The sequence below is a fragment of the Flavobacterium sp. J372 genome, assembly GCF_024699965.1.
GTDB lineage: Bacteria > Bacteroidota > Bacteroidia > Flavobacteriales > Flavobacteriaceae > Flavobacterium.
Map to the genome: position 1 here is coordinate 2542812 of NZ_JAJOMZ010000004.1, position 25543 is coordinate 2568354.

Here is a 25543-nt window from a genome sequence, read left to right on the forward strand (position 1 = left end):
TCCCGGTATCGACCGGGATTTTTTTATTTTTTCTCTTCTTTCGGAGCGTTAAGCTTTTGGCTTAGCTCAGGTGATATAGCCGAGCGTTCCATCTTCAGCTTACCGGCCATGGTTTCAATCACCACTGTAGCGTTACCTTCAGTAATTTCGGCAATCTTACCGTGAATACCGCTTTTCGTGATTATTTTGTCGCCAACTTTCAGTTCGCTTTCAAATTGCTTTTCAAGCTTCATTTTTTTCTGCTGCGGCCTTATCATTAAAAAGTAAACCACTGCAAACATTAATATGATTGGCAGAAATTGTTGTAATTGTTCCATTATAAAATTATTAGTGTGCAGGTGCAGCAATTGCAGTTGCACCACCGGTTATGTTAGCTTTAAAAGTTAGGGTCTCAGTACCTTTAACTGTATTCATGGTAACGGTAATGGTTTTATTCTGGCTGCCGCTTTTTCCTGTAGAGTCAAACACAGCCTTGATTTCACCCGATTCTCCCGGTTTTACAGGAGTTTGGGTATAGCTTGGTACGGTACAGCCACAGCTTGGCTTTGCGCTGCTTATAACAAGGTCCGCCGTACCCGTATTTGTAAACTTGTAAACATGCTCAACCTTCTCGCCCGATTTGATATCACCAAAATCGTGCTCAAGGCTTTCAAATTTAGCTTCAGCCAGCTTACCTGAATTTGCATGAGCCATTTCGGCCTGGCGGGCTGCAGTGTCATCAATGCGCAGTGCAGCATTTTCTTTATTGCAGGCTGTCAGCGCAAGCGATGCAACAGCAGCCACAGTAAAAAGTTTTTTAATCATATCTCTATTCATTTTATGGTTCTGAATTATAGTAGTCCCCTGCCTGTTTTTATCATCTTGTTGCCACCCTGGTATTCTTTTACCAGGTTATCAAGTATACCATTGATAAATATGCTGCTCTTGGGGGTTGAATATTCCTTAGCAATCTCCAGGTACTCATTTATGGTAACTTTCACAGGGATTGACGGGAATTTCAAAAATTCGCATATCGCCATCTTCAGGATAATTGCATCTACCTCGGCAATACGCTCTGTATCCCAATTAGGGGTTTTATCAATAAACTCCTTTGTAAGCTCAACCTCATTTAATACCGTCTTACGGAAAAGGTCTTTTACAAAATCCTTATCATCAGCGTCTTTGTACAGCCTCGGCACTGAGAATGCATCTTTACCTTCGGTCGACAAAACTTTCAATTGCTTGCTTATCATCGTATTTACTACAGGAATATCATCAACCCAGGTAAGCTTGTAATCTTCAAGGTATTCATACAGCTTTTCATTAGGCGCAATGACTTCAGTAAAAAGGTCAAATACAAATTTGCGGTCTTCCTCAAAGTCATTGTCACGGTTGTGCATGTACTTTCGGTAAACATCGCTCTCCTTAACTGCATCAAGCAAAATCAGGATGTAGTCATCATTATTTTTCCAGTTGTTTATCTTGCGGTCTTCCAGTGCAATGCTCAGTGAATTATTCTCATCAAGAAGCAGTAGTACCTTATTGTTGACAAACTTTCGGTTAGGGTTACGGTCGGCTGCGGTAGCAAGGTGCTTTTTTGCAGATTTATCAATGAAATCTTCCTCGCTTTTCCTAAGTTCTGTCAGGGCTGAAACCATAATAAGGTAAAGGTCACGGATGTTTTCAATGCTTTGGAAAAGAAATTTTTCCTCTTTTTCAAGATTGTCTGAATTATTCTGATGCATTGCGTAGATTGACTGCATCACCTTAACACGTATATGTCTCCTGTTTACCATCCTGCCCGTAAGAACTTTTTAAAATTAACGAAGCGAAAGATTGCTCTTTCGCTCCGCAAAAATACTAATTATATTGTAAGCCGAAATTATTTCGCCATATCTTTTTACGCTCGTCAATGCGGTTTTGGGCAATAGCCATAGCCGCCTGCTGCGTAGTGATGTTGTTAGCCTCGGCAAAGTTGAATATCTCAAGCGTAGTGTTGTAGATGTTCTCTGTCCTTCTTAGCGCTTCTTCTTTACCGTAACCTACAATCTCACCATACACGTTGATGATACCACCGGCGTTGATAAGGAAGTCAGGTGCATAAAGAATACCTCTCTCCTGAAGTTTTTTACCGTGTATCTGCTCATTGGCAAGCTGGTTGTTTGCAGCGCCTGCGATTACCTTAGCTTTAAGCCTCTCGATGGTGTCATCATTTACTGTAGCGCCAAGAGCACATGGAGCGTAAATGTCAACGTCAGCGCCATATAGGTCATCGCCACGGTATATCTGTGCACCATATTTAGAACCAACTTCCTGAAGGCGTGCTTCATTAATATCGCTGATGATTACCACAGCGCCTTCTTTTGTAAGATAGTCAATAAGTGTTTCACCAACGTGGCCTGTACCCTGAACTAGAACTTTTTTCCTGCCAGGCTGTCTGAGCCAAACTGGTGCCTTGCAGCAGCTTTCATACCCATGTAAACGCCATAAGCTGTTACTGGAGAAGGGTTGCCTGAACCTCCCCTGGCCTCGCTGATACCTGTAACGTGAGGTGTTACGTCACGGATAAGGTCCATATCCGGTGTAGTTGTACCTACATCTTCAGCTGTAATATATTTTCCGCTAAGCGAGTGGATGAACTGCCCGAACTTCACCATCATTTCCGGTGTCTTTTCTGTTTTGGCATCGCCTATGATCACCGCTTTACCGCCACCAAGGTTTAGCCCTGAAATGGCCGACTTATAGGTCATACCGCGCGAAAGCCTTAATACATCGTTAAGCGCTTCCCATTCATTAGCATATTTCCACATCCTTGTGCCGCCAAGCGCAGGGCCTAAAACAGTATTATGTATACCGATAATTGCTTTTAATCCGGTATCTTTGTCATGGCAAAAAACAATTTGTTCATGCTCGTTGAAAGATGCCTGGCCAAAAACAGGATCAGCCTTAGTTATTTCATTTGCGTTGATCACTTCTGTTATCATGCTAATACTTTTTAAATTGAAATTTATTCAAAAACAGGATACAAAAATACACTTATAATTAAGATACGACAAAATTGTTCATTATTTTTAAATTTTCAACAATGTTTTAAGATGGTAATTTCAATTTAAATTTTTAAATCAAGATTATTTTTTTAACATATACACTGACTTTTATAAGCCTTATAATAAAATACAATGAAAGAACTTCAGTACTTAAATAAATACTTTGCCAAATATAAATTTCAATTTCTTTTAGGTATATTCATTACCATTATTGCACAGATTTTTTCACTTTTCACACCTGAATTTATAGGTGACTCTATTAAAGCGATTGAGGATTTTTATAAAAATGGCAATATTCCTGCTGAAACGGTAAAAAGTGAATTGCTCACAAATATTTTACTTATAGTTGCCACTACGCTGGTTGCAGGGGTATTGACATTTGCCATGCGCCAAACACTTATAGTAATGTCGCGCCATATTGAGTTTGACCTGAAGAACGAGATATTCAGGCATTATGAGGCCTTATCACAAAATTTCTACAAAAAGAACCGCACCGGTGACCTTATGAACCGCATAAGCGAAGATGTGAACAAAGTACGCCAATACGTAGGCCCGGCTATCATGTATGCACTCAACACTATTGTGCGTTTTGGTGTTGTGATAGCTCACATGATAGTTATTTCACCAAAACTTACACTATATACATTATTGCCATTGCCGGTACTCGCCTATAGTATATTTAAGATAAGTAACGAGATAAACAAACGCAGTACATTGTACCAGCAAAACCTCTCTAAGCTTTCAACATTTACGCAGGAAATGTTTTCGGGCATACGTGTCATTAAAGCCTATGCACTTGAAAACAAAAGAAATGAAGAATTTACAGGGCTTTCGCGTGACAGCGTAGACAAAAACCTTAGCCTTGCCAAAGTAAATGCATTATTCGGGCCACTGATGATATTGCTTATCGGCATAAGCAACCTCGTGGTGGTTTGGGTTGGCGGTAATATGTATATTGACGGTAACATTCCTGATATTGGTGTTATTGCACAGTTTATAATTTATATAAACATGCTTACCTGGCCTGTGGCATCGCTTGGCTGGATTACCAGCATGGTACAAGAGGCCGAGGCATCGCAAAAGCGTATTAATGAATTCCTGAAAACGGAGCCCGATATCAAAAATGAAAATCCTGCGCACACGGAGGTTACCGGAGAGATTGCGTTCGATAAAGTATGGTTTACCTATGAAGACACCAACATCACTGCACTCAAGAACATCAGCTTTACGGTGAAAAAAGGAGAAACGTTGGCGATACTCGGGCGCACCGGCAGCGGTAAGTCGACCATACTGTCACTTATCAGCAGGCTGTATGATGCCGACCAGGGAACGGTTTGCATTGACAATAAAGATGTAAAAGGCCTAAACCTTTTTGACCTGCGCGACAACATTGGCTTTGTACCGCAAGATGCTTTTCTTTTCAGTGATACGATTGCGACAAACATCAGGTTTGGTAAGGAAGATGCTAGTGAAGATGAACTGGTAAGTGTAGCTAAGAAAGCCGCGGTTCATGATAACATTGTAAACTTCACTAAACAATATGAAACAATACTCGGAGAACGAGGCATTACGCTTTCGGGCGGGCAAAAACAGCGTGTATCTATTGCACGTGCGTTGATAAAAGATGCACCTATATTATTATTAGATGATTGCCTTTCAGCAGTTGATACTGAAACGGAAGAGGAAATCCTGGGCAACCTGATGGATTATTGCAGAGATAAAACCACAATAATTGTAAGCCACAGGGTATCATCTGCCAAGAATGCCGACAGGATAATTATTCTTGAAGACGGCGAAGTTATACAGCAGGGCACGCACAACCAATTGTTGGCAGAAACAGGATATTACAAGGAATTATACCTGAAACAGCTATCTGAAAAAGAAATAGAGTAAATTTGTTGTGTAGTTTAGATTTTTTTTAGATTTTTGGTTGCGACATAAAACCAATTAAAAGAACCTACTGAACCATGAGAGAAAATGACATGCTGGAAAAGGAAGAAATCTTTTCTAAAGTTTTAAGGGCAGGAAGAAGAACGTACTTCTTTGATGTGAGGGCTACTAAAGCTGATGATTACTATATCACGATAACTGAAAGCAAAAAGTTTACCGAAGAAGACGGTTCATTCCACTTCAAAAAGCATAAAATTTATCTTTATAAGGAAGATTTCGTAGCTTTTAAAGATATACTTGATGAGATGACAAGCTATGTACTGAACAACAAAGGCGAAGAAGTTATTTCTGAAAGGCACCAGAAAGATTTCAAGAAGCTTTTTGCAGACAAGCCTGAAGAAACTGAAACAGTAATGGCATCTGAAAGTTTCACAGATATCAATTTTGACGATATCTAATTGTCAATCATAATAAAACGAATCCCGCTGCAATGCGGGATTTTTTCTTTTAGCCAATTCTCAAACCATTCTCCACTTTAAAATCGGGCGATAACAAAACTACATCTCCCTCCTCGCCTACTGCGCCCAGCACAAGGCATTCGCTCATAAATTTACCAATTTGCTTTTTTTGGAAGTTTACCACTGCAACAATCTGCCTGTGCTTAAGGTCATCTTTGGTATAGCGCTTTGTAATTTGAGCTGACGATTTGCGAATGCCAATGGCGTCGCCAAAATCAATAGTAAGCTGATAGGCAGCTTTGCGCGCTTCAGGGAAATCATTTACCTCAATGATGGTTCCAACGCGCATTTCAACTTTTTCAAAATCTTCCCAGGAGAGTTCTTGTTTCAAGTTTCAATTATAAGGTTTAAAATCAGTACGACTAGTGGCTTGTGGCTGATGCCTTGTGGCTACTCTTTCTCCAACACAATATCAATCGGTTTGTTCATTTTCCGCCCAAATTTCACTGCTGCCTGCTGGCTTTCATTTGAGCAAAGTACATACATATTATAGCTATGCAGCGGTACAATCAGGGTTTTAAACTTGCCGCCATTCTCTTTACCGTCAACATCTTCAATCTTTATACTGAAGCTATCTGCCGGGAAAGTGTTTGATACGCTCAGCAAATAACTCTGTTTCGCGAATGGAAAAAACCAACGCTCTTTTGCAGCGGTTGCACCTTCAGCCAGCTTTCTGTTATCGTCGCCAATACGGTAGTTTTCCATAAATCGCATAGGCTTGTTGCCATCCCGGAAACTATATAGATTATTGAAGTTGATAAGCTCGGTACCGGTACTGTCAACCACAGTAATCTTAAGGCCTTTTATCATTTCTTTACTACCCGCTTCATGCACATCAAGTACAAAGTATGATGTAAAGTCATACCCGCAATGCATAACCTGGGCTTTCATTGAAGCCGCAACCAAAAATAAGAATATCAGTATATATCTCATACCACAAATATAGCTAATCGCTGAGTTCAAAAAGCATTCCAAATAAAAAGAGCCACCCATAGGCAGCTCTCATATCTCAATTCTCAATACTACTATCTGAATACTATTTAACGTCCATCAGCTCAACGTCAAATACCAGCGTAGCATCCGGCGGGATAACACCACCTGCACCGCGCGAGCCGTAACCAAGGTGTGACGGAATCACAAAACGGGCCTTGTCACCTACCTGAAGCAGGGCAATACCTTCGTCCCAGCCTTCAATAACCTGGCCACGGCCCAGCATAAACTCAATTGGCTGCTTGCGCTTGTATGACGAGTCGAATACCTGCCCATTGTCAAGTGCTCCCTGGTAGTGTACCGATACCATTTTGCCTTTCTCAGCTTTTTTGCCGCTGCCTTTTTGTATCATTTTATAACGAAGTCCGCTTTCGGTCTTATCAAAACCTGCAGCAATCTTTTCCATAGCCTCTTCCGCCTGGCGCTTTTGCTCCGCAATCCTTTTCTCGCGTGATCCTTCAAAAGTACGGAACGCCTCAATGGCATTCCACTTTTTAGCCTCATCACCTTCGCGCACTATCTCAAGGCTTTCAATCTTATCGCCCTGAGCAATAGCGTCTACAACATCCTGCCCTTTCACCACGTGCCCGAAAACAGTGTGCTTATTGTCAAGCCATGGAGTTTCAACATGGGTAATGAAGAACTGCGATCCGTTGCTGCCTGGCCCTGCATTGGCCATTGAAAGTACACCGGGGCCATCGTGCTTAAGCTCCGGATGGAACTCATCGTCAAACTGGTAACCCGGCCCGCCTGTGCCTGTGCCCTGGGGGCAGCCACCCTGTATCATAAAGTCAGGTATAACACGGTGAAACTTAAGTCCGTCATAATACGGCTTGCCCTGCGGCTTCTCATTATTTTCAAGATTCCCTTCGGCAAGGCCAACAAAGTTGCCAACTGTACCGGGAGTTTTATCATGCGTAAGCTTCACGAGGATTTCACCTTTTGAAGTATTGAATTTTGCGTAAATTCCGTTTTCCATTTGATGTTTTGTTTGAATGAGCCGCTAATTTACGAATAAAAATAAAGCCTGAATGAACGCCTGATACAACAAAAAGCTAAATTTGCTGAAAACCAGTGCCATGAGCAAAGACAAAAATTATCTTGAGATTAATAAAGCAGCGTGGAATAAGCAGACGCCATACAATGTGAATTCTGAGTTTTACAACAATGGTTCATTTAAAATCGGGAAAAATTCACTTAATGATATTGAGCTTAATTTGCTTGGCAATATTGCAGGCAAAACCATACTTCACCTGCAATGTCATTTCGGGCAGGATACACTATCAATGGTAAAACTTGGCGCAACAGCTACAGGTATCGACTTTAGTGATCTGGCCATTGCAGAAGCACAGAAACTAAGTGCCGAAACAGGATTGCCGGCAAAGTTTATATGCAGTGATGTTTACAAACTACCTGAAGTGCTTGATGAAAAGTTTGACATTGTATTTACCAGCTACGGCACCATAGGCTGGCTGCCCGACCTTGACAAATGGGCGGCGGTAATAGCAAAATTCCTGAAGCCGGGCGGCAGGTTTGTGTTTGCTGAATTTCACCCTGTGGTGTGGATGTTTGACACTAATTTTGAGAAAGTAGAATACCGGTATTTTAAAGATGAGGCAATTGTTGAAACCAGTAGCGGAACTTATGCTGATAATGACGCGCCTATTGAGTTTGAAACTGTAAGCTGGAATCATAGCATTGGTGAAGTAATAACCAGCCTTGTAACTGCGGGGCTTACGATTGAAAGCTTTAATGAGTATGATTACTCACCCTACAATTGCTTTAAAGACATGTATGAATATGAAACCGGAAAGTTCAGGACGAAGGTTCACGGAAATAAATTACCAATGGTTTATTCATTGAGTGCTCATCTCTAAGGTTCAAATATTTCTTACATTTGCACATCAGTCAAAAATTAAAAATCAATCAAAACCATGCAAAGCTTATTTCACCCCGAAGGCAACAGGCAAATTATAGAACGAATTGAAAAACTTACCCCTATCACACTCTCTGAGTGGGGCGTGATGACCGTAAGCCAGATGCTTGAGCACTGCCAGCAGCCGATAAAGGTATCTTTCGGAACCCTTCAGCTGAAACCAAACCTGCTGAGTGTACTTTTCGGCAAAATGGCTAAAAAGAGAATGGCGCAGCAAAAGCAGTTTGGCCGCAGCCTGCCTACAGTAAAAGAATTCAGGATAAAACATGAGCCTGACTTCAACCAGGCGAAAAGTACGCTGATAGGTATGATACAGCGCTTTTCAAATGAAGGGCATGGCGCAATAGCTGTAACTAAACACCCTTTCTTTGGTGAAATGACCATGGAAGAATGGGATATCCTGCAATGGAAACACCTTGACCACCACTTAAGGCAGTTTGGCGTATAAAAAAAATCCTCCCGAAGTTTCGGGAGGATTTTTTTAGTGAATAACCAAATACTATTTTTTCAGTTTGGCTTTCATGGCTTTAGCTTCCGCTTCCATGTCAAGACCCTGGTACATGCTTACCATTGATGAAATCACGTATTGATTGTCAGGTTCTGCCTTATGTGCTTTATCAAAGTATGACAGCGCCTTTTTGTACAAGTCATCACGCTGCTTTTTAAGCTCGTTGTAACGCTTATCGCTTGTTTTAGGGTTGTTCATTTCATCAACAATCTTCTGCTCACCGTCAAGCATCATAATACCAAGATTGATATTGGCATTAGTGTAATTCGGGTTTATTGACAATGCCTTTTCATACAAAGCTTTCGCTTCAGCTTTATCAGTCTCAGAAGTAACAACACCAAGGTTGTAATACAAATCAGCATTGTTAGGGTTTTTCTGTGTAGCCTCAGTTATCAGCTTTTTGTATGTAGCCATATCCTTTGTTTTCAGGTATAGGTCGGCCTCAGCGATAAGGAGGCTTACGTCATCAGGATTATTTTTCCTGGCAGAAGTCATGGCTTGTTTCGCTTTTTCAGTATCGCCTTTCTGCACATAGATAAGCGCGATGTTCTTAACGATGTCACCTTTAAGTGAAGGCAGTTTTTCATCTTTAGGCAGCACATATATTTTTTGTGCAAGCCCTAAATCCCTGGTTTTTTTATCAGGGAAAGTTTCATACTTGCCACTGGCTACATTCTTAGCAGTATATGAAATACCCTCGCCCGTGTAGCCTGATTTGTCAAGCTCCTCATAATGTTTAAGCGCGGTGTCATAATCTTGTGCGTTTACAGACATTACTGCCGCATTATAGAGATAGTTAGGGTCTTTAGTTATCTTATAAACTGTAAGGAAAAGGTCTGATGCCGGCTTATACATCTTTTGCCCGTTCAGCTGGTTTGCCGCCGTTATAAGCTGGTTTTTAAGAACCGGGTAAATTTCAGTCTGTATTTCTTTGGTGTATTTAGACTTACCTGCCGCCTTTTCAAGCTCCATAACCTTGTCCAGACTTTCAATAGCTTTTGGCAGAATAGCCTGTGCACCCATAGGGTTTGCCATCATCTCAAGCATACCTGCTTCTGCCTTGAAATAGTGAAATTCAATTTGCTGCTCGGCAGTTGCTGCTCCCATTTTGGGTTCAACTGCAGCTACAAGCCTTTTAAATTCAGTTATTTCTGCAGCAGTAGGTGGTGTTTCTTTATCAGAAATTCTTTTTAAAGCCCTAAGCTCTTCTTTCTGCGCAAACGCGCTTATCGAAAGAAGCAGTGACGCCGCAATTGCATATTTAATTTTCATTGTATGTCAATTTAAAATTATTCTTCTGTATTATCTTCAGGCTCATCATGTGAAACCTGGTCAAGCATGTCACCCGGCAGGTTTTCTGCGCCTACGTCCTCAATAGCTTCCTCGATCGCCTCTTCAATAGCTTCTTCTTCACGAAGTACTTTTGTTACCGCGGCGATAGAATCATTGCCTTTAATGTTGATTAGCCTTACACCTTGTGTAGCGCGGCCCATAACTCGTAAATCGCTCACCTCCATACGGATAGTTAAACCCGACTTATTAATGATCATAAGGTCATCAGCATCCGTTACGTTGTTGATTGATACAAGACTTCCGGTTTTTTCAGTAATATTAAGGGTTTTCACACCTTTACCGCCACGGTTGGTAATCCTGTAATCTTCAAGCGCCGAACGTTTGCCATATCCGTTTTCTGAGACTACCAGTATCTCGCTGTTCATATCATTTACAGATACCATGCCAATTACCTCATCATTATCATCAGCCAGCGTAATACCACGCACACCCGATGCGCTACGCCCCATCGGCCTGGTCTTGCCTTCTTCAAAGCGCACCAGCTTGCCCGATTTTACAGCTATAAGCACCTGGCTTTCGCCTGTGGTAAGTTTCGCCTCTAATAGCTCATCGTCTTCACGTATGGTGATAGCCGCAATACCGTTAAGCCTTGGGCGGGAGTATTGCTCAAGCAGGGTTTTCTTTACGACACCCTTTTTGGTTGCCATGATAACGTAGTGACTGTTGATGTATTCAGTATTCTTAAGGTCCTGCGTGCAAATGAATGCTTTCACCTTATCATCATTCTCAATGTTGATAAGGTTTTGTATAGCACGGCCTTTGCTTGTTTTGCTTCCTTCCGGAATTTCGTATACGCGCATCCAGAAACATTTACCTTTCTGTGTGAAGAACAACATGTACTGGTGGTTTGTAGCTACATACAGGTGCTCAAGGAAATCCTGGTCGCGGGTGGCAACACCTTTTTGGCCTACGCCTCCCCTGTTCTGCGTTTTGTATTCGCTTAGCGGCGTACGCTTGATATAGCCTGCGTGAGAAATTGTCACTACAACACTTTCGTCTGCAATTAGGTCTTCAATGCTTACATCGCCGCCTGCATATTCAATCTGGCTGCGGCGTGCATCGCCATATTTGTCGCGTATCTCAACAAGCTCTTCTTTGATAAGCTGCATCCTAAGCTCTTTGCTTGCCAATAGCGCTTTCAATTCAGCAATCAATTTCATGATTTCTTCATATTCAGCACGCAGTTTGTCCTGCTCAAGGCCGGTAAGCTGGCGAAGCCTCATCTCTACAATAGCCCTGGCCTGTATTTCAGAAAGGTTGAAACGCTCAATCAATTTGGCCCTTGCCTCTTCACCGTCTTTTGATGAACGGATAAGCGCAATAACCTCATCAATATTATCTGATGCGATAATCAAACCTTCTAAAATGTGTGCACGCTCCTCAGCTTTGCGAAGTTCAAACTGCGCACGCCTTACCACAACATCATGCCTGTGCTCTACAAAGTAGTGAATCAGGTCTTTCAGGTTGAGCATTTGCGGCCTGCCGTTTACAAGCGCAATATTATTTACGCTGAATGATGACTGTAGCTGTGTAAACTTAAATAAGGTATTAAGCACCACATTCGGTACGGCCTCACGCTTCAGTATGTAGACAATGCGCATACCGTTACGGTCAGACTCGTCACGTATGTTGGCAATGCCCTCAATTTTCTTTTCGTTTACAAGGTCGGCAGTTTTCTTGATCATCTCCGCCTTATTTACCTGGTAAGGTATTTCGGTAACGATTATGGCTTCACGCCCGTCAACTTCTTCAAATGAAGTTTTGGCCCGCATTACTATCCTGCCACGGCCGGTCTTGAACGCTTCACGAACACCTTCATATCCGTATATTGTACCTCCTGTAGGGAAATCGGGAGCCTTAACATGAGTCATCAGCTCGTCAATCTCAATCTCGTTATTATCAATATATGCCAAAGTTCCGTTCACTACCTCGGTAAGGTTGTGCGGCGGCATATTTGTAGCCATACCTACTGCGATACCTGAAGCTCCGTTTATAAGCAGGTTTGGTACGCGCGTTGGCATAACGGTAGGCTCATGCAGCGTATCGTCAAAGTTAAGCTGGAAGTCAACCGTTTCCTTATCAAGGTCGGCCATGATTTCTTCCGATATCTTCTGCATCCTGGCTTCTGTGTATCGCATTGCAGCAGGGCTGTCGCCATCAATAGACCCGAAGTTACCCTGCCCGTCTACAAGCAGGTAGCGCAGGCTCCAGTCTTGCGCCATACGTACCATGGCATCATATACTGATGTATCTCCGTGCGGGTGGTATTTACCCAGCACTTCTCCTACAATCCTTGCTGATTTTTTGTGGGCGCGGTTGCTCAGTACGCCCAGTTCATACATTCCGTATAGTACTCTTCTATGCACGGGTTTAAGGCCATCCCTCACATCGGGCAGCGCCCTCGACACGATAACCGACATCGAATAGTCGATGTAGGCAGATTTCATCTGGTCTTCGATGTTAATAGGAATTAACTTTTCTCCTTCAGCCATAAGCAGTTATATTAAGTCTTTATAATTATTACAAAACGTGCCAATATACGCAATTTTATCAGGTTTGAAAACGGCTGAAGCCTAAAAAATTCACGTTTTATTAACAGGTTTTACAGGCTCATCTTGATAAACTATTCCTAAAACTTTTCATGATGTCAGTATTTTTTTGTCACTTAGCTGTCAGTACTCCTGTAAGGTATGGTTTTTGTAAAAATCTACTTAGGAAATACTTAAATTTACAGTACCAATTATAGAGTTATGGATGATAATTTTTCACCAAGGGTAAAAGACGTGATAACCTACAGCAAGGAAGAAGCCTTGCGCCTGGGCCACGACTTCATTGGGACGGAGCATTTGATGTTGGGGATACTACGGGACGGTAACGGTAAGGCGATTTCTATTTTGAACAATATACATATTGACCTTGACCATTTAAGGAAAAAAGTAGAAATACTGAGCCCCGCCAACCCAAACGCAGAGCGCAATAACGAGAAGAAGAACCTGCACCTGACCCGCCAGGCAGAGCGTGCCCTGCGCACAACCTTCCTGGAAGCTAAGGTGTTTCAAAGCACTTCAATCAGTACCGCACACCTTTTGCTGTGCATTTTGCGCAACGAGAATGACCCAACGACTAAGCTGCTGAACAAGCTAAAAATAGATTACGAAACAGTTAAAGAACAATTTATCAGTATGACATCAAACGAAGAAGAATACTTAGAAAACCTGCCACGGGCGGAGTCATATAATGATGATGCAGGACAAGATGACAGCCTGCGCGAAAGCAGCTTCAACAACCCTGCACCGGGCAAAGCAAACAAAAAATCGAAAACGCCTGTGCTTGACAACTTCGGGCGCGACCTTACCGAACTTGCCGAAGAAGGCAAGCTTGATGCGGTTGTAGGCCGTGAGAAAGAAATTGAGCGCGTATCGCAGATATTGAGCCGCCGCAAAAAGAACAACCCGCTGCTTATTGGTGAGCCGGGTGTGGGTAAATCGGCTATTGCTGAAGGGCTTGCACTACGCATCATCCAAAAGAAAGTATCGCGCATACTTTTCAATAAACGCGTGGTAACGCTTGACCTTGCCAGCCTTGTTGCCGGTACAAAGTACCGCGGCCAGTTTGAAGAGCGTATGAAAGCCGTGATGAACGAGCTGGAGAAGAACACCGACATCATCCTTTTCATTGACGAGATACACACAATTGTAGGCGCGGGCGGCGCGACAGGCTCGCTTGACGCAAGCAATATGTTCAAGCCGGCACTTGCGCGTGGCGAGATACAATGCATTGGCGCAACCACGCTTGATGAGTACCGCCAGTATATTGAGAAAGATGGAGCGCTTGAAAGGCGTTTCCAGAAAGTTATTGTAGAGCCGACTTCGGTTGAGGAAACAATTACCATCCTTAACAATATCAAAGGCAAGTATGAAGACCACCACAATGTGAACTATACTGATGAAGCGATTGAGGCCTGCGTAAAGCTCACCAACCGCTATATGAGCGAGCGTTTTCTTCCGGACAAGGCTATTGATGCATTGGACGAGGCAGGTTCACGCGTACACATAACAAATATTGATGTTCCGAAACAGATTTTGGATTTGGAGCGCCAGCTTGAGGAAGTGCGTGAACTGAAGAACACTGTGGTTAAAAAGCAGAAGTATGAAGAGGCGGCTAAGCTTCGCGATGACGAGAAACGCATTGAGAAAGACCTTGCCATTGCCCAGGAGCAGTGGGAAGAGGATTCTAAAAACAACCGCGTTACCGTTACCGAAGATAACGTTGCTGATGTAGTGAGTATGATGACCGGCATCCCTGTAAACCGTATTGCACAAACAGAGAGCAACAAGCTGGCTAAACTGCCGGAGCTTATCAAGAATAAAGTTATTGGGCAAGATGATGCCGTTGCCAAGATTGCAAAATCTATACAGCGTAACCGTGCGGGGCTTAAAGACCCGAACAAACCAATTGGTTCGTTCATTTTCCTTGGGCAGACAGGCGTTGGTAAAACACAGCTTGCTAAGGTAATTGCCCGTGAGCTCTTTGACAGCGAAGATGCCCTTGTGCGTATTGATATGAGCGAGTATATGGAGAAATTCGCTATATCACGCCTTGTGGGTGCGCCTCCGGGATACGTTGGTTATGAAGAAGGTGGCCAGCTTACTGAAAAGGTAAGGCGCAAACCTTATTGCGTGGTACTTCTTGACGAGATTGAGAAAGCCCACCCTGACGTATTCAACATGATGCTGCAGGTGCTTGATGACGGCTATTTAACAGACAGCCTTGGCCGTAAGATCGACTTTAGGAACACGATTATCATAATGACATCAAACGTTGGTGCACGCCAGCTGAAAGATTTCGGTCAGGGTGTTGGTTTCGGTACTACCGCCAAAAAAGCACAGGCTGATGAATATTCTAAAGGTGTAATTGAAAACGCCCTGAAGAAAACTTTCGCGCCGGAATTCATTAACAGGATTGACGACATCATCGTATTCAACCCGCTGGAGAAAGAGCATATTGACTCTATCATCACTATTGAACTTGAGAAGCTGTATGCAAGGATAAAAGACCTTGGCTACAACATTCAGCTTAGTGATAAGGCAAAAGACTTTATTGCCGAAAAAGGCTTCGACAAGCAGTATGGTGCGCGTCCGCTTAAGAGGGCTATCCAGAAATACGTTGAAGATGCACTGGCTGAAGAGATTATCACCTCAAAAATTGCAAGCGGTGATGAAATTTTCATGGACCTTGAAGACGGTGCCAGCGAATTGCAGGTAACTATCCGTAAAGCCGATACCGCAAGCAGCGACAACTAAAATTTTAAATTGTAAATTTTGAATTATAAATTAATCCCCGGGCAGAAATGTCTCGGGGATTTTTGTATTATTTTTTCTTTAAAAATAACCGGCCCTTTAATTCATCATTTAAAAAAAGTAGTACTTTAGAATCTTAAATCATCAATTACAAAATGCAGGAGAAAGTTATAGTAGGGAGCGAAGAATGGTGCGCCTTCCCCGACTTAGGAATACCAACCATCAAGGCACGTGTAGATTCGGGCGCAAAAACATCGGCGCTGCATGCCGTTAATATTCAGTCGTTTGATAAAGACGGCGAAAGCTGGGTGAAATTTGACATCAACCCAATACAGAAAAATACTAAAGCGGTAATACATTGCCAGGCTCCTCTTATAGATAAGCGTGTGGTTAAGAGCTCAAGCGGTTTCAGGGAACAGCGGTACGTGATTAAGACCGAAATTCAGTTTGGCGGCGCCAGCTGGGAGGTTGAGCTTACACTTACCAATCGCGACTCTATGGGTTTCCGTATGCTGTTGGGGCGCGAGGCTATGAGCGGACGCGTACTGGTTGACCCGGAACAGAAATACCTATTGGGACAGCCTACCAAAGAAAAATTAAGGGAGTATTACGACCGAAGTGAAGAATCAGGACGCGGGCTGCGGATAGGGCTTTTGGCAAGCAACCCATCGCTGTACAGCAACAAACGCATCATGGAAGCCGGCGAAATGCGCGGGCATGAAATGCATTTCCTGAACCTGAAGGACTGTTACATGAAACTGGATGCCGATACTCCGGAAATTCACTACCGCGGCGGAAGGATATTGAATGATTTTGATGCGGTGATTCCGCGGATACGCCCCAGCATGACCTTTTACGGATGCGCGCTCACAAGGCATTTTGAAGCATTAAAGGTATTCTGCCTCAATTCAGCTATGGCCATCAGCCAGTCGAGGGACAAGCTGTATTCACTTCAGTTACTGCTGAACAACGGCGTGGATATCCCGACTACCGGCTTTGCCAACTCACCTCTGGATACAAACGAACTTATAAAAATGGTAGGCGGTTCGCCGCTTATTGTAAAACTGCTTGAAGGTACACAGGGCAAAGGCGTAGTACTGGCTGAAACCAAGAAGGCAGCAGAGAGTGTTATCAATGCATTTAAGAGCCTTAACGCCAATATACTGGTACAGGAATTCATAAAAGAAGCAAATGGTAAAGACCTGCGCCTGTTTGTGATAGATGGCAAAGTTGTGGCTGCCATTCAGCGTGAGGCACTGCCGGGCGAGTTCAGGGCCAATATACATTTGGGTGGCACGGCATCGGTAATAAAAGCTACGGCCGAAGAGAAACGTATCGCGATAAAAGCTGCAAAAGCCATGAACCTGAAAGTAGCGGGTGTAGATATCATCCGTTCCACAAAAGGGCCGCTATTGTTGGAAGTTAACTCATCACCGGGTCTTGAAGGAATTGAAGGCGCTACCAACAAAGATATTGCAGGAGAGATGATTAAGGCCATTGAGAAAAACTTTAAATGGAAAATATAACATGGGCATAGCAGCCAAAGCGCTTATCGGTGTCGTCATACTCATCCACCTGTACATAATGTGGCTGGAGATGTTTGGCTGGATGACACGTGCGCGCAAAGTTTTCAGGAAGTTCCCGCCCGAGCTTTTTGAAAAAACAAAACCCATGGCTGCCAACCAGGGACTGTACAACGGCTTCCTGGCCGCAGGGCTTATATGGTCGCTGTTTATTCCGGATATAGGCTGGAGCATAAACGTGGCGACCTTCTTTTTAGGCTGTGTGCTGGTAGCAGGATTGTTCGGTGCTTATTCCGTACAGAAAACTATTCTGTATGTACAGGCCCTACCGGCAACATTGGCATTGCTGGCTATTTATTTTAATTTGTAATTATGAAGATAAGACTACTTATAGCATTACTATTTATTACCATAACTTCGGCGTTTGCTCAGGAAGGCTGCGCCAAATTCAGAACCGGTACTTTTAAGGTTACCGACCCTAAGAGCAAGCAGGTCTGCATCATAACCCGTTCAGGCGACACGCAAACCGAGAAGATGGAGGAAAGCGATGAAACCTATGACTTCGACGTGAAATGGCTTGACGATTGTACATACACCGTAACGCCGACTCCGGGATCTGTTGCTAAAAATAAAGACCTTTCCAAGGCCGGTACTATGACGGTAACCATGAGCAAAGTGAAAGACAGCAGCTATGTACAGACAGTGAAAGTTGCCAACTACCCTACTTTTAAACGGACGGATACGGTGTATTTCGTGAAAGAAAAAGAGGAGTAGTGACATGGAAACAGTATTAACAGGTGCTGCGGTAATACTGGCGGCACTAATTATTGTAGCATTCTCAACTACTAAATCAAAAAGCGAAAAAGTCGAAGAAAAGCGTTTACAAGAAAGCCTTGAAGACGTATTGATTTATGATCCTGAAACAGGTGCGAAGATAACATTAGAGCAAGCAGAATCAGGAAATTGGTTGTTACCTGACCAAGAGTTGAAAGACAAATACGACAATGACTTTAGAAAATTTCTTGATGAAGATAATTTAAAAGTACATGATATAGAGATTAAGTTGCGAGCCAATGGCTTCAGGCGGCAAAAACTTTCGGAACATCAAATATCACAACTTGAAAATACATCTGTTTTAAAGAAGTACGACAGTTGGTCTTATCAAATATCATATATAAATCAAAGTAATACAGTTGTATTTTTTCCTTTTGTTGAACTGGGAGCAAAAGTACGCGGAGAAGATGATTACCGAGAAACACAATTGATGTTTTGGACTAGTATCGAGGATTGTGGAGGGCATTTTTATTTTAGAGAAAAAACATCAATAGAACGGATTACCGAAATCTTCCGTAATGATGATGAAATTAAACTTAATAATTATGAATCATTCGTATTAAAGAAAGGCTATTCAGTAATTCCGCTAATTAGACTAATGCAAAAAATAGACAAAGAAAAATCTCTTGAAATTGAAGTTAATAATAACAACCTGTTTATTAAAACTGTTATGAAGCCGACTATTGTTGATTATGATCGAATAAATAAAGCGGTGAATAATTAGCTATGGATTTTAACCACATAGAAACCCCGCGCTTCCTCCTCCGCATTGTAACTCCGGAAGTACATAGTCACGCTATGGAAACCTTGAGCGACAGCGAGCTGATGGAGTTTTTCGGGCTGGATGAAGCGGGCCTTGAAAAAACAGAAATCGCGGCAGGCATGCGGGCTCATCACTTTCAATAAAAGTTTTGTAAACTTCTACCCTGTTGACAAATCAAGCGGCAAAGTCATTGGCTGGTGCGGCTACCATACCTGGTATACCGAGCATAACCGTGCTGAGATTGGTTATTACCTAAATGCTGAAGAACACAAACGCAAGGGTTATATGAGCGAAATTTTACAGGCTGTGCTCACATACGGGTTTAACCAAATGAACCTGCACCGTGTGGAAGCGCTTACTGCCACATACAACACTGCATCTATAAAAACGCTTGAGAAGTTTGGGTTCAAGTACGAAGGGCTGCTTCGTGAACATTACCTTGTTGATGGCATACATGAAGATTCGCCGATATACTCGCTGTTACGGCATGAGTTCCCGCGTACGATACAAGTACGTGAAGCTACATTGCAGGATATTGATGCTATGTCGGTTATACGTCTGTCAGTTAAAGAAAATCCTCTTAATAACCCTGACCTTGTTACCCGCCGGGATTATGAAGATTACCTTACCAGCTACGGCAAAGGATGGGTTGCTGAAGTAGATGGTAAGATTGCAGGCTTTGCCATAGTGGGCCTTCAGCAGAAAAACATCTGGGCGCTGTTTGTTGACCCTTCCCATGAAAAAGCAGGCGTTGGCAGGAAGCTACACGATACCTTGATGGACTGGTATTTTACCCAAACGGATGAAGATGTATGGCTTAGTACCGACCCGCAAACGCGCGCAGCAAAATTTTACAGGCGGAAAGGCTGGAGAGAGTCCGGCATGCATGGTAACGAACTCAAATTCATTATGTCGGCTTTAGATTGGAGAACCAGATAATACTGTTATACATGACTATAGAACAACTACAACAAATATGTGAAACCTTTCCTGGTGTCACTACCGATATAAAGTGGGAAAATCACCTGTGCTTTAATGTGGGCGGCAAGATGTTTATGATCACTGCGCCTGATGAAGTGCCGGTAAATGCATCATTCAAAGCATCAGATGAAGATTTTGAACAGCTTACTGAGCGTGAGGGCTTTATACCCGCCCCTTACCTTGCCCGATACAAATGGGTTAAGGTTGATAATATTAGCCGTTTCACCACTGCCGAATGGAATCAATATGCACGGCAGGCATACCAAATGGTGTATGACAAGCTACCGGCGAAGGTAAGGAAGGATATTGAAAATTTATGATTTAGCTTTAGGCGGGTAACACTTCGACAAGCTCAGTGTGACAGCGACTGAAAATACAGTATGTCAAAGAACGATGCAAGATTTACTTAATGAAGATGATTTTAAACTAAGGCCCCAATATAATCCGTGGCCGAGGTTCTTATTATTTTATGCTATTGAAGTTGCGGCTATTATTGTAAATATTTTATTGATGCTGCTGGCAGATGCTGATGTTGGTATAATTGCAATGTTGACGATTGTACTCCTGCCGCTTATACTTGCCCCGATAATGATACTGGCTAAAAACCGAAATAAAATAGTTACTGACAGGCAGGCTGTTAGAGGTATGCTAATACTATTCCTGATTTACCTGGCACCGGTACTGCTGGCGATGCTGGGCGATGCACTCACTACAGGAATTGATAGTGGCGGTGTTATTATTACGGTAGTACTTATAACGCTTTACACAATATGCTTTATAACTATATTTACAATATTGAGAAAAAGAAGACGAAGAGTTTAAGTTTTAGATTATGTACAACTTTGCACTTAAAATATATATTCAATCGTAGAGTGTAATTTTATTTCTTTTGTCTTGAAACAAAAGAAACAAAAGTTCAAGCCTGACTGGTTTTTTACTTAAAATCAACGTCAGGCTTTTGCCAACGCGACCCGAGCCGTTCGCTTGCTGCGCCGCTCACTCGCGGATCGCTTTCCTCCTTCCACTCTGAAGCCTTCCTTGATTTTTTACGTAAAACCCAGTAGGGCAGCAAAGCTTCACTCAAACAGATAACGGTGCTTGCAAAAATAATTTAAAAGCTATCCGTATTATAATACTTCGATGTTTAGGTTTTAAAAACTAATCTTTAAACCAGCGGTAGTACCAGGTACTGCAATATTCGTAGATAGCAATCTCTGTATACATTGCTTTTATTGAGGACGGATACCAATTGTATGGGTTTACGCCGGGTTCATTGCGGTTAATGAAGTTAGCCGGGGCAGCGATAGGCTGTAGCCCCGTTTTCTGAAAAATCTCCATGGCACGCGGCATATGTACGGCGCTTGTAACCAATATGAATTTCTTGTTGGCGCCAAAACGTGCTTTAAAAGCCGCGGCTTCCTGCCAAGTGTTTGAAGGCTTGTCAAGCATGAGCGTGTCAGACGGATTGACACCAAGGCTTACGGCAGCCTGGCTCATTGCCATCGCATGGGGTGATTTATTAAATCTTGAGAATCCTGAGAAAATAATTTTGCCTTTTGTGACCTGATGAAGACGGACACCCTCGGCAACACGGTCAAGCAGCGGTATTGACAGGCGCTGCAACGGCGGCAGCTGCGGGTCGTTAACATGGCCTGCACCTAAAACAAGAACCGGCACAGAATCCTGCGTTGGGTTATAGACCTGATATTGCTGCTCAAGGCTACGCACCATAACAACCGGCAATGGCGTAACTGTAAAAAGAAATAACTGGAAAAATCCGGCAAGCAGAAATACCTTTGCTGTTTTCCTGCGTTTTAGTTTATAAAAAACAAGGGCAAAGATTAAAAAAATCCAAAGGTAAGTGATGGGGCTTATGAGGCTGCTCATGAAAGTTGAATCACGCTGCAAAGATACGCCGACGGATTTTAAATGATGTTACAAAACCCTTTCAAAAACGTGCAGTTCATCGATTATTTTTTGAATCAATATTTAAATTTATGAAAATCAAATAATTGCAAAAGCTTAAAATTCGAAAAATATTCAAATTTTACTCCCCTTACATTTACGGATAAATCTGACTACTAAAAAATTGTTAAATACTTCCTCCCTCCTGCATCAGAAGTGGAGTTAAAATTTACTGTGCTTCGTAACGCTCCATTTCGCGGTCGTAAAAATTATTAGCCGCTTCAATCAAACCTTCCATTTCCGCATTGAGCTCATTTTCGTCAAGGTCTTCCGGCTCCTCAAGAAACTCTACCTCATCGTCTTTAAGATTAATGATAAACCTCGGATAATCAAGGTGTATAATGAAGATATCGTCAGGATAATCAGTATTATCGGCAAGTACAAATTTTGGTAATTCCATTTAATTTGAAAGTTAAAAAGTTGAAAGTCTTAAAGTTAGCTTCTCTTAGCTCTTAGCGAGTCTATTTGTCATATAATTAAAGCGAAGATACAAAAATAACGCGGCGGCTGAAAGCCCTGCCAGCAGTCCAATCCAAATGCCAATTGCTTTTAAATCAGTATATAAGCCTAAGTAAAACGAAATCGGGAAGCCTATAAGCCAGTACGAAACAAATGTTATGACCGTTGGAATCTTCACATCCTGGATGCCCCTTAGCGCACCGAGCACCACTACCTGTACGCCATCACTAATCTGGAATACGGCAGCCACGAGCAAAAGCGATGATGCAATAGCAATAACCTGCTGGTTATCAGCCAGTATAGTTGCAGGATCATTGTTTAAGAATAAGTGCGGAAGTACCTGGTGCAGCGCTACAAAAAGTATGGCAAAGACAATTTCAACAAGCACCACCAGCAAAAATATCGACCTTGCCACGATTCGGAGCTTGTTGTAATCCTGAAGCCCTTTCTGGTTGCCAACCCGCACCATTGCTGCAACGCTCAGTCCCATGGCAAACATAAACGTTAGTGATGCAAGGCTCAGTGCTATCTGGTTTGCGGCCTGGCTTTCTTTACCCAAAGAGCCTGACAGCCAGATTGCTGTAGTAAAGAGCGCCACCTCAAAAAGCATCTGCATGCTTGATGGTATACCCATTGCCACAATCTTCTTCAGCATTGCTTTTTTAATGGAAGCCCAGCTGAAGCCATGGAAGTATTGCCTAAGTTTCTCATTATGAGATAGTAGGTAGTGCATGTAAGCTACCATAAGCACCCGTGAAATAACAGTGCCGAGGGCAGCCCCAACTATTCCCATTTTAGGAAAAATCCAGACACCGTAAATCAATAAATAATTGATAATCACATGAACTATATTGCTCATTACAGCGGCATACATGTCATATTTCGTTAATGACATACCATCGGCAAATTGCTTATATCCCTGAAATACAACTACCGGAATCAATGAAAATGCCACCAGATTTACATATGGCCCTGCAAGCTTTACAACCTCTTCCGGCTGGCCCATGTGGTACATTATTGGCTTTGCAAGCATAACCACCCCAAACAACGCAATGCCCAAAATTGTGCATAAAAGCAACCCGTGATGAAAAACGCTGCGTACCATACCATCATCTTTTGAGCTGTCTCCCTGCGCTACCATTGGCGTTATAGCAGTTGAGAAGCCTATACCTACCGACATAGCTATAAATACCATGCTGTTGCCGAGTGATACCGCTGCGAGTTCTGTGGCGCCTATACGCCCCACCATGATATGGTCTACCAGGCCGATGAGCGTATGCCCCACCATGCCGAGTATTACAGGCCACGCGAGTGTGAGGTTTTGGCGAAATTCTTTTGTATAAACTGATAGTACCACAGTATTTTTTTTGCGCAAAGGTAAAATTTACACCGGCGAAATTCACATTTCGAGCCAATCTTTTAATAATCACCATTTTATAGGATTACTCATCTTAATTTTGTGAATTATTATCAAATGATTAACAAATTCTTAAAATTATTAGTAAAAGTATTACAGTAATTTTGACTCAATAAATCAATCTAACAAAAGAGAAAATCATGAAAAAGCTGAATTTAAAAAAGATAATGCTGGGTGCATTACTATTTGTGGGAGCGGGTAGCTTTGCACAAGACATTACAGGTTCACCGAGCCAGGAAGTGAACGAGTTTCAACAAGCATTCCGTTTAGGGTTTGGTATTAATGCCGGACTGCCGGTAAATGATGATTTTGACGCTTATACCTTTGCACTGGGCGGGGACATCAGGCTGCAATATGACCTTACACGAAAAGGATCTATCACGCTTACAACAGGTTACCAGCATTTCTTCGGTGATGACTATACAGTTGCAACTCCGGGCGGTACGGTAACTTATGAGGCTGATGACCTTGGATTTATTCCGATTAAGGCAGGTTTTAAATATTTCGTTTGGGAAGACCGTTTCTATATTTTAGGTGAGGCAGGTATCGGTATTGCCGTAACACATGATGAAACATCATTCCTTTGGTCTCCGGGATTTGGCTATGCTAATGATAAAATCGACATAAGCCTGCGTTATGAAGGCGCCGATGATTTCCATACAGATCAAATAGCGCTTCGTTTCGCTTACGGATTTAAACTGTAAAAAGTCAAAATACCTAAGTACAAAAACTAACTTGACTGAAAAGCCTGTGGGTTACTCCCGCAGGTTTTTTTATATTTGTATAAACCATCATCACCATGCAACTATTTATCATCGACTGGAGCAAAGAGCCTACCACACCCCTGCTTGATTACTGTAAAAAGTCAGGGCACAAAGTTGTTGGCAGTGAGCTTGTTGATGGTGGTGAAGCTTACCGGAAAACCGGTAAGTGCAAAGCCGATGCCATTGTGGTGAACTATGCTGTAAAACCTTCGCATGGACGTATTACAGCACAGGAGATACGCAGGCGGAAGGCTACAGCCGAAACGCCCATATACTTCATCGGCGGCAGTGAAGATGATAACGAGATGGTAAGCCACCTGGGCATATGCTTGTCTGAAGAAGAATTCAGGGATATGTTTGAGGAATAGCTTTATTTCTCACTACGCAACTGCTGCCTGTATTTATTTATATTTTCAAGCACTTCATCAGCTACTTCGGGGGCTGCAATATCATACTTCTGCAATACATCAAATATTGTGTTTGCTACAAGAAACCGTGCTGTTGGCTTATCATCAGCAGGGATTATATACCAAGGTGCGTGTGGTTTTGATGTATTTTTTATCGCTTCTTCATAATATTTTATATAGGCGTCCCAATGCTCGCGCTCTTCCAGGTCGCTCGGTGCAAATTTCCAGTTGTGTTTTTCATTATCAAGCCTTCGCAGGAGCCGGCGCTTTTGTTCGCTTTTACTGATGTAGAGGAAAAACTTAAATACGATAACACCATTTTGAGCTATGTGTTTCTCAAAATTATTTATCTGTTCAAAACGCTGCTGCCAAAGGCCATCTTTAATGTCTTCCACTTCATGTATGCCCGGCAGGTTTTCACTCAAAACATATTCCGGATGTACCCGGCTTACCAGCACATTTTCGTAATGCGACCGGTTATAAACGCTGAATTTACCGCGCTCGGGCAACGCAATGTAATGCCGCCAAAGGTAGTCGTGTTCCAACTCTGTGCTTGTAGGCGTCTTATAGCTGTAAACGTGCAGGCCGCGGGCATTGAACCGCTTAAATACTTCGCGGATAAGGCTGTCTTTACCTGATGTATCCATCCCTTGAAGGCAAATGAGTACGCTGTAACGGTTGTTGGCAAACATCTTTTCCTGTAGTCGGCTAAGCTTTTTGCTGGTCTTCTTTAAAGCTTCGCAAATTTCATCTTTAGTTTTGCCCAAATCTATCGATGTTTGCATTGCTGCTAAAGTAGTCTCCGGCTTTGCTATAAAGTTAGTTGTGTTTAGGTTTTCCATCAGGGAAATAGTATCTTTATCTATAAATGTAAGAATTTATTTTACGGCACGTTTTTAACAAAAACAT

The 25543-nt window shown here is 42.6% G+C and carries 27 protein-coding genes and 1 pseudogene; 15 read left to right on the top strand and 13 right to left on the bottom strand.

Annotated elements, in window-relative coordinates:
• Window positions 1–23: 23 nt before the first annotated feature.
• From yajC to LRS05_RS12565, 4 genes and pseudogenes are all read right to left on the bottom strand, one after another.
• Complete coding sequence (gene yajC, locus LRS05_RS12550) at window positions 24–317, bottom strand: preprotein translocase subunit YajC (protein WP_257868636.1); 294 nt, start codon at window positions 315–317, stop codon at window positions 24–26.
• Between the two features lie 10 nt (window positions 318–327).
• Complete coding sequence (locus LRS05_RS12555) at window positions 328–804, bottom strand: DUF1573 domain-containing protein (RefSeq protein ID WP_257868637.1); 477 nt, start codon at window positions 802–804, stop codon at window positions 328–330.
• A gap of 26 nt (window positions 805–830) precedes the next feature.
• The gene (gene nusB, locus LRS05_RS12560; protein ID WP_257868638.1) at window positions 831–1775 is read right to left on the bottom strand and encodes a transcription antitermination factor NusB; all 945 of its coding nucleotides are present in this window, start codon (window positions 1773–1775) and stop codon (window positions 831–833) included.
• 64 nt (window positions 1776–1839) lie between these two features.
• Window positions 1840–2963 (bottom strand): annotated as a pseudogene (locus LRS05_RS12565) (Glu/Leu/Phe/Val dehydrogenase dimerization domain-containing protein).
• Between the two features lie 195 nt (window positions 2964–3158).
• On the opposite strand from LRS05_RS12565, the gene LRS05_RS12570 reads away from it, so the two are divergent.
• Both LRS05_RS12570 and LRS05_RS12575 read left to right on the top strand, forming a co-directional pair.
• On the top strand, window positions 3159–4919 hold the full coding sequence (locus LRS05_RS12570; protein ID WP_257868639.1) for an ABC transporter ATP-binding protein: 1761 nt from the start codon (window positions 3159–3161) through the stop codon (window positions 4917–4919).
• 74 nt (window positions 4920–4993) lie between these two features.
• Window positions 4994–5374: a PUR family DNA/RNA-binding protein gene (locus tag LRS05_RS12575; RefSeq protein ID WP_257868640.1), complete on the top strand. Its 381-nt coding sequence runs from the start codon at window positions 4994–4996 to the stop codon at window positions 5372–5374.
• A 49-nt stretch (window positions 5375–5423) separates the two neighbouring features.
• Here the strand turns inward: LRS05_RS12575 and LRS05_RS12580 are convergent, their stop codons facing one another.
• The 3 genes from LRS05_RS12580 to LRS05_RS12590 form a co-directional block, all read right to left on the bottom strand.
• Entirely contained in the window at window positions 5424–5765 is a 342-nt protein-coding gene (locus LRS05_RS12580; protein WP_257868641.1) for a tRNA-binding protein, read from the bottom strand.
• A gap of 59 nt (window positions 5766–5824) precedes the next feature.
• A complete protein-coding gene (locus LRS05_RS12585; protein ID WP_257868642.1) occupies window positions 5825–6367 on the bottom strand; it encodes a hypothetical protein in 543 nt (180 codons plus the stop codon).
• Between the two features lie 103 nt (window positions 6368–6470).
• Window positions 6471–7403 carry a peptidylprolyl isomerase gene (locus LRS05_RS12590; RefSeq protein ID WP_257868643.1) on the bottom strand — a complete coding sequence of 311 codons (933 nt, stop codon included), beginning with the start codon at window positions 7401–7403 and terminating at the stop codon, window positions 6471–6473.
• A gap of 100 nt (window positions 7404–7503) precedes the next feature.
• Between LRS05_RS12590 and LRS05_RS12595 the strand changes: the two genes are divergently transcribed.
• Together LRS05_RS12595 and LRS05_RS12600 are read left to right on the top strand one after the other, a co-directional pair.
• Window positions 7504–8301, top strand: a complete 798-nt coding sequence (locus LRS05_RS12595) for a class I SAM-dependent methyltransferase (protein WP_257868644.1) — start codon at window positions 7504–7506, stop codon at window positions 8299–8301.
• Between the two features lie 57 nt (window positions 8302–8358).
• Complete coding sequence (locus LRS05_RS12600; protein ID WP_257868645.1) at window positions 8359–8808, top strand: DUF1569 domain-containing protein; 450 nt, start codon at window positions 8359–8361, stop codon at window positions 8806–8808.
• A gap of 51 nt (window positions 8809–8859) precedes the next feature.
• Here the strand turns inward: LRS05_RS12600 and LRS05_RS12605 are convergent, their stop codons facing one another.
• Together LRS05_RS12605 and gyrA are read right to left on the bottom strand one after the other, a co-directional pair.
• Complete coding sequence (locus LRS05_RS12605) at window positions 8860–10140, bottom strand: tetratricopeptide repeat protein (protein ID WP_257868646.1); 1281 nt, start codon at window positions 10138–10140, stop codon at window positions 8860–8862.
• A 17-nt stretch (window positions 10141–10157) separates the two neighbouring features.
• The gene (gene gyrA / locus LRS05_RS12610; protein WP_257868647.1) at window positions 10158–12713 is read right to left on the bottom strand and encodes a DNA gyrase subunit A; all 2556 of its coding nucleotides are present in this window, start codon (window positions 12711–12713) and stop codon (window positions 10158–10160) included.
• Between the two features lie 258 nt (window positions 12714–12971).
• Here gyrA and LRS05_RS12615 point away from each other — a divergent pair, with 258 nt between their 5' ends.
• The 9 genes from LRS05_RS12615 (at window position 12972) to LRS05_RS12655 (ending at window position 20444) form a co-directional block, all read left to right on the top strand.
• Window positions 12972–15524 (top strand): ATP-dependent Clp protease ATP-binding subunit, encoded by a 2553-nt coding sequence (locus tag LRS05_RS12615; protein WP_257868648.1) that lies wholly within the window; start codon window positions 12972–12974, stop codon window positions 15522–15524.
• A gap of 152 nt (window positions 15525–15676) precedes the next feature.
• Window positions 15677–17047, top strand: a complete 1371-nt coding sequence (rimK, locus tag LRS05_RS12620; protein WP_257868649.1) for a 30S ribosomal protein S6--L-glutamate ligase — start codon at window positions 15677–15679, stop codon at window positions 17045–17047.
• A 1-nt stretch (window position 17048) separates the two neighbouring features.
• Window positions 17049–17414 carry a DUF1304 domain-containing protein gene (locus LRS05_RS12625; protein ID WP_257868650.1) on the top strand — a complete coding sequence of 122 codons (366 nt, stop codon included), beginning with the start codon at window positions 17049–17051 and terminating at the stop codon, window positions 17412–17414.
• Window positions 17415–17416: 2 nt separating this feature from the next.
• Window positions 17417–17818 carry a hypothetical protein gene (locus tag LRS05_RS12630; protein WP_257868651.1) on the top strand — a complete coding sequence of 134 codons (402 nt, stop codon included), beginning with the start codon at window positions 17417–17419 and terminating at the stop codon, window positions 17816–17818.
• A 4-nt stretch (window positions 17819–17822) separates the two neighbouring features.
• Window positions 17823–18602: a hypothetical protein gene (locus LRS05_RS12635; protein ID WP_257868652.1), complete on the top strand. Its 780-nt coding sequence runs from the start codon at window positions 17823–17825 to the stop codon at window positions 18600–18602.
• Window positions 18603–18604: 2 nt separating this feature from the next.
• Window positions 18605–18784 carry a hypothetical protein gene (locus LRS05_RS12640; RefSeq protein ID WP_257868653.1) on the top strand — a complete coding sequence of 60 codons (180 nt, stop codon included), beginning with the start codon at window positions 18605–18607 and terminating at the stop codon, window positions 18782–18784.
• Complete coding sequence (locus tag LRS05_RS12645) at window positions 18735–19580, top strand: GNAT family N-acetyltransferase (protein ID WP_257868654.1); 846 nt, start codon at window positions 18735–18737, stop codon at window positions 19578–19580. Before LRS05_RS12640 ends, LRS05_RS12645 begins: the two co-directional genes overlap by 50 nt.
• A gap of 11 nt (window positions 19581–19591) precedes the next feature.
• On the top strand, window positions 19592–19942 hold the full coding sequence (locus tag LRS05_RS12650) for an MmcQ/YjbR family DNA-binding protein (protein ID WP_257868655.1): 351 nt from the start codon (window positions 19592–19594) through the stop codon (window positions 19940–19942).
• 73 nt (window positions 19943–20015) lie between these two features.
• A complete protein-coding gene (locus LRS05_RS12655; protein WP_257868656.1) occupies window positions 20016–20444 on the top strand; it encodes a hypothetical protein in 429 nt (142 codons plus the stop codon).
• A 336-nt stretch (window positions 20445–20780) separates the two neighbouring features.
• Here the strand turns inward: LRS05_RS12655 and LRS05_RS12660 are convergent, their stop codons facing one another.
• The 3 genes from LRS05_RS12660 to LRS05_RS12670 all read right to left on the bottom strand — a co-directional run bounded on the left by LRS05_RS12660 (window position 20781) and on the right by LRS05_RS12670 (window position 23403).
• Window positions 20781–21530 carry an ElyC/SanA/YdcF family protein gene (locus LRS05_RS12660; protein WP_257868657.1) on the bottom strand — a complete coding sequence of 250 codons (750 nt, stop codon included), beginning with the start codon at window positions 21528–21530 and terminating at the stop codon, window positions 20781–20783.
• A 226-nt stretch (window positions 21531–21756) separates the two neighbouring features.
• On the bottom strand, window positions 21757–21987 hold the full coding sequence (locus LRS05_RS12665) for a hypothetical protein (RefSeq protein ID WP_257868658.1): 231 nt from the start codon (window positions 21985–21987) through the stop codon (window positions 21757–21759).
• 45 nt (window positions 21988–22032) lie between these two features.
• Window positions 22033–23403, bottom strand: a complete 1371-nt coding sequence (locus LRS05_RS12670; RefSeq protein ID WP_257868659.1) for an MATE family efflux transporter — start codon at window positions 23401–23403, stop codon at window positions 22033–22035.
• A 200-nt stretch (window positions 23404–23603) separates the two neighbouring features.
• Here LRS05_RS12670 and LRS05_RS12675 point away from each other — a divergent pair, with 200 nt between their 5' ends.
• Both LRS05_RS12675 and LRS05_RS12680 read left to right on the top strand, forming a co-directional pair.
• On the top strand, window positions 23604–24167 hold the full coding sequence (locus LRS05_RS12675; protein WP_257868660.1) for a hypothetical protein: 564 nt from the start codon (window positions 23604–23606) through the stop codon (window positions 24165–24167).
• A gap of 95 nt (window positions 24168–24262) precedes the next feature.
• Entirely contained in the window at window positions 24263–24595 is a 333-nt protein-coding gene (locus LRS05_RS12680; RefSeq protein WP_257868661.1) for a hypothetical protein, read from the top strand.
• 2 nt (window positions 24596–24597) lie between these two features.
• Here LRS05_RS12680 and LRS05_RS12685 read toward each other — a convergent pair whose 3' ends face one another.
• Window positions 24598–25476 carry a PPK2 family polyphosphate kinase gene (locus tag LRS05_RS12685; RefSeq protein WP_257868662.1) on the bottom strand — a complete coding sequence of 293 codons (879 nt, stop codon included), beginning with the start codon at window positions 25474–25476 and terminating at the stop codon, window positions 24598–24600.
• Between the last annotated feature and the right edge of the window lie 67 nt (window positions 25477–25543).

Excerpts from the sequence above, each read along its gene's own strand:
- yajC (WP_257868636.1), bottom strand. The coding sequence starts at position 317 with ATGGAACAATTACAACAATTTCTGCCAATCATATTAATGTTTGCAGTG.
- LRS05_RS12555 (WP_257868637.1), bottom strand. The coding sequence starts at position 804 with ATGATTAAAAAACTTTTTACTGTGGCTGCTGTTGCATCGCTTGCGCTG.
- nusB (WP_257868638.1), bottom strand. The coding sequence starts at position 1,775 with ATGGTAAACAGGAGACATATACGTGTTAAGGTGATGCAGTCAATCTAC.
- LRS05_RS12570 (WP_257868639.1), top strand. The coding sequence starts at position 3,159 with ATGAAAGAACTTCAGTACTTAAATAAATACTTTGCCAAATATAAATTT.
- LRS05_RS12575 (WP_257868640.1), top strand. The coding sequence starts at position 4,994 with ATGAGAGAAAATGACATGCTGGAAAAGGAAGAAATCTTTTCTAAAGTT.
- LRS05_RS12585 (WP_257868642.1), bottom strand. The coding sequence starts at position 6,367 with ATGAGATATATACTGATATTCTTATTTTTGGTTGCGGCTTCAATGAAA.
- LRS05_RS12590 (WP_257868643.1), bottom strand. The coding sequence starts at position 7,403 with ATGGAAAACGGAATTTACGCAAAATTCAATACTTCAAAAGGTGAAATC.
- LRS05_RS12595 (WP_257868644.1), top strand. The coding sequence starts at position 7,504 with ATGAGCAAAGACAAAAATTATCTTGAGATTAATAAAGCAGCGTGGAAT.
- LRS05_RS12600 (WP_257868645.1), top strand. The coding sequence starts at position 8,359 with ATGCAAAGCTTATTTCACCCCGAAGGCAACAGGCAAATTATAGAACGA.
- LRS05_RS12605 (WP_257868646.1), bottom strand. The coding sequence starts at position 10,140 with ATGAAAATTAAATATGCAATTGCGGCGTCACTGCTTCTTTCGATAAGC.
- gyrA (WP_257868647.1), bottom strand. The coding sequence starts at position 12,713 with ATGGCTGAAGGAGAAAAGTTAATTCCTATTAACATCGAAGACCAGATG.
- LRS05_RS12615 (WP_257868648.1), top strand. The coding sequence starts at position 12,972 with ATGGATGATAATTTTTCACCAAGGGTAAAAGACGTGATAACCTACAGC.
- rimK (WP_257868649.1), top strand. The coding sequence starts at position 15,677 with ATGCAGGAGAAAGTTATAGTAGGGAGCGAAGAATGGTGCGCCTTCCCC.
- LRS05_RS12625 (WP_257868650.1), top strand. The coding sequence starts at position 17,049 with ATGGGCATAGCAGCCAAAGCGCTTATCGGTGTCGTCATACTCATCCAC.
- LRS05_RS12630 (WP_257868651.1), top strand. The coding sequence starts at position 17,417 with ATGAAGATAAGACTACTTATAGCATTACTATTTATTACCATAACTTCG.
- LRS05_RS12635 (WP_257868652.1), top strand. The coding sequence starts at position 17,823 with ATGGAAACAGTATTAACAGGTGCTGCGGTAATACTGGCGGCACTAATT.
- LRS05_RS12640 (WP_257868653.1), top strand. The coding sequence starts at position 18,605 with ATGGATTTTAACCACATAGAAACCCCGCGCTTCCTCCTCCGCATTGTA.
- LRS05_RS12650 (WP_257868655.1), top strand. The coding sequence starts at position 19,592 with ATGACTATAGAACAACTACAACAAATATGTGAAACCTTTCCTGGTGTC.
- LRS05_RS12655 (WP_257868656.1), top strand. The coding sequence starts at position 20,016 with ATGCAAGATTTACTTAATGAAGATGATTTTAAACTAAGGCCCCAATAT.
- LRS05_RS12665 (WP_257868658.1), bottom strand. The coding sequence starts at position 21,987 with ATGGAATTACCAAAATTTGTACTTGCCGATAATACTGATTATCCTGAC.
- LRS05_RS12675 (WP_257868660.1), top strand. The coding sequence starts at position 23,604 with ATGAAAAAGCTGAATTTAAAAAAGATAATGCTGGGTGCATTACTATTT.
- LRS05_RS12680 (WP_257868661.1), top strand. The coding sequence starts at position 24,263 with ATGCAACTATTTATCATCGACTGGAGCAAAGAGCCTACCACACCCCTG.
- LRS05_RS12685 (WP_257868662.1), bottom strand. The coding sequence starts at position 25,476 with ATGGAAAACCTAAACACAACTAACTTTATAGCAAAGCCGGAGACTACT.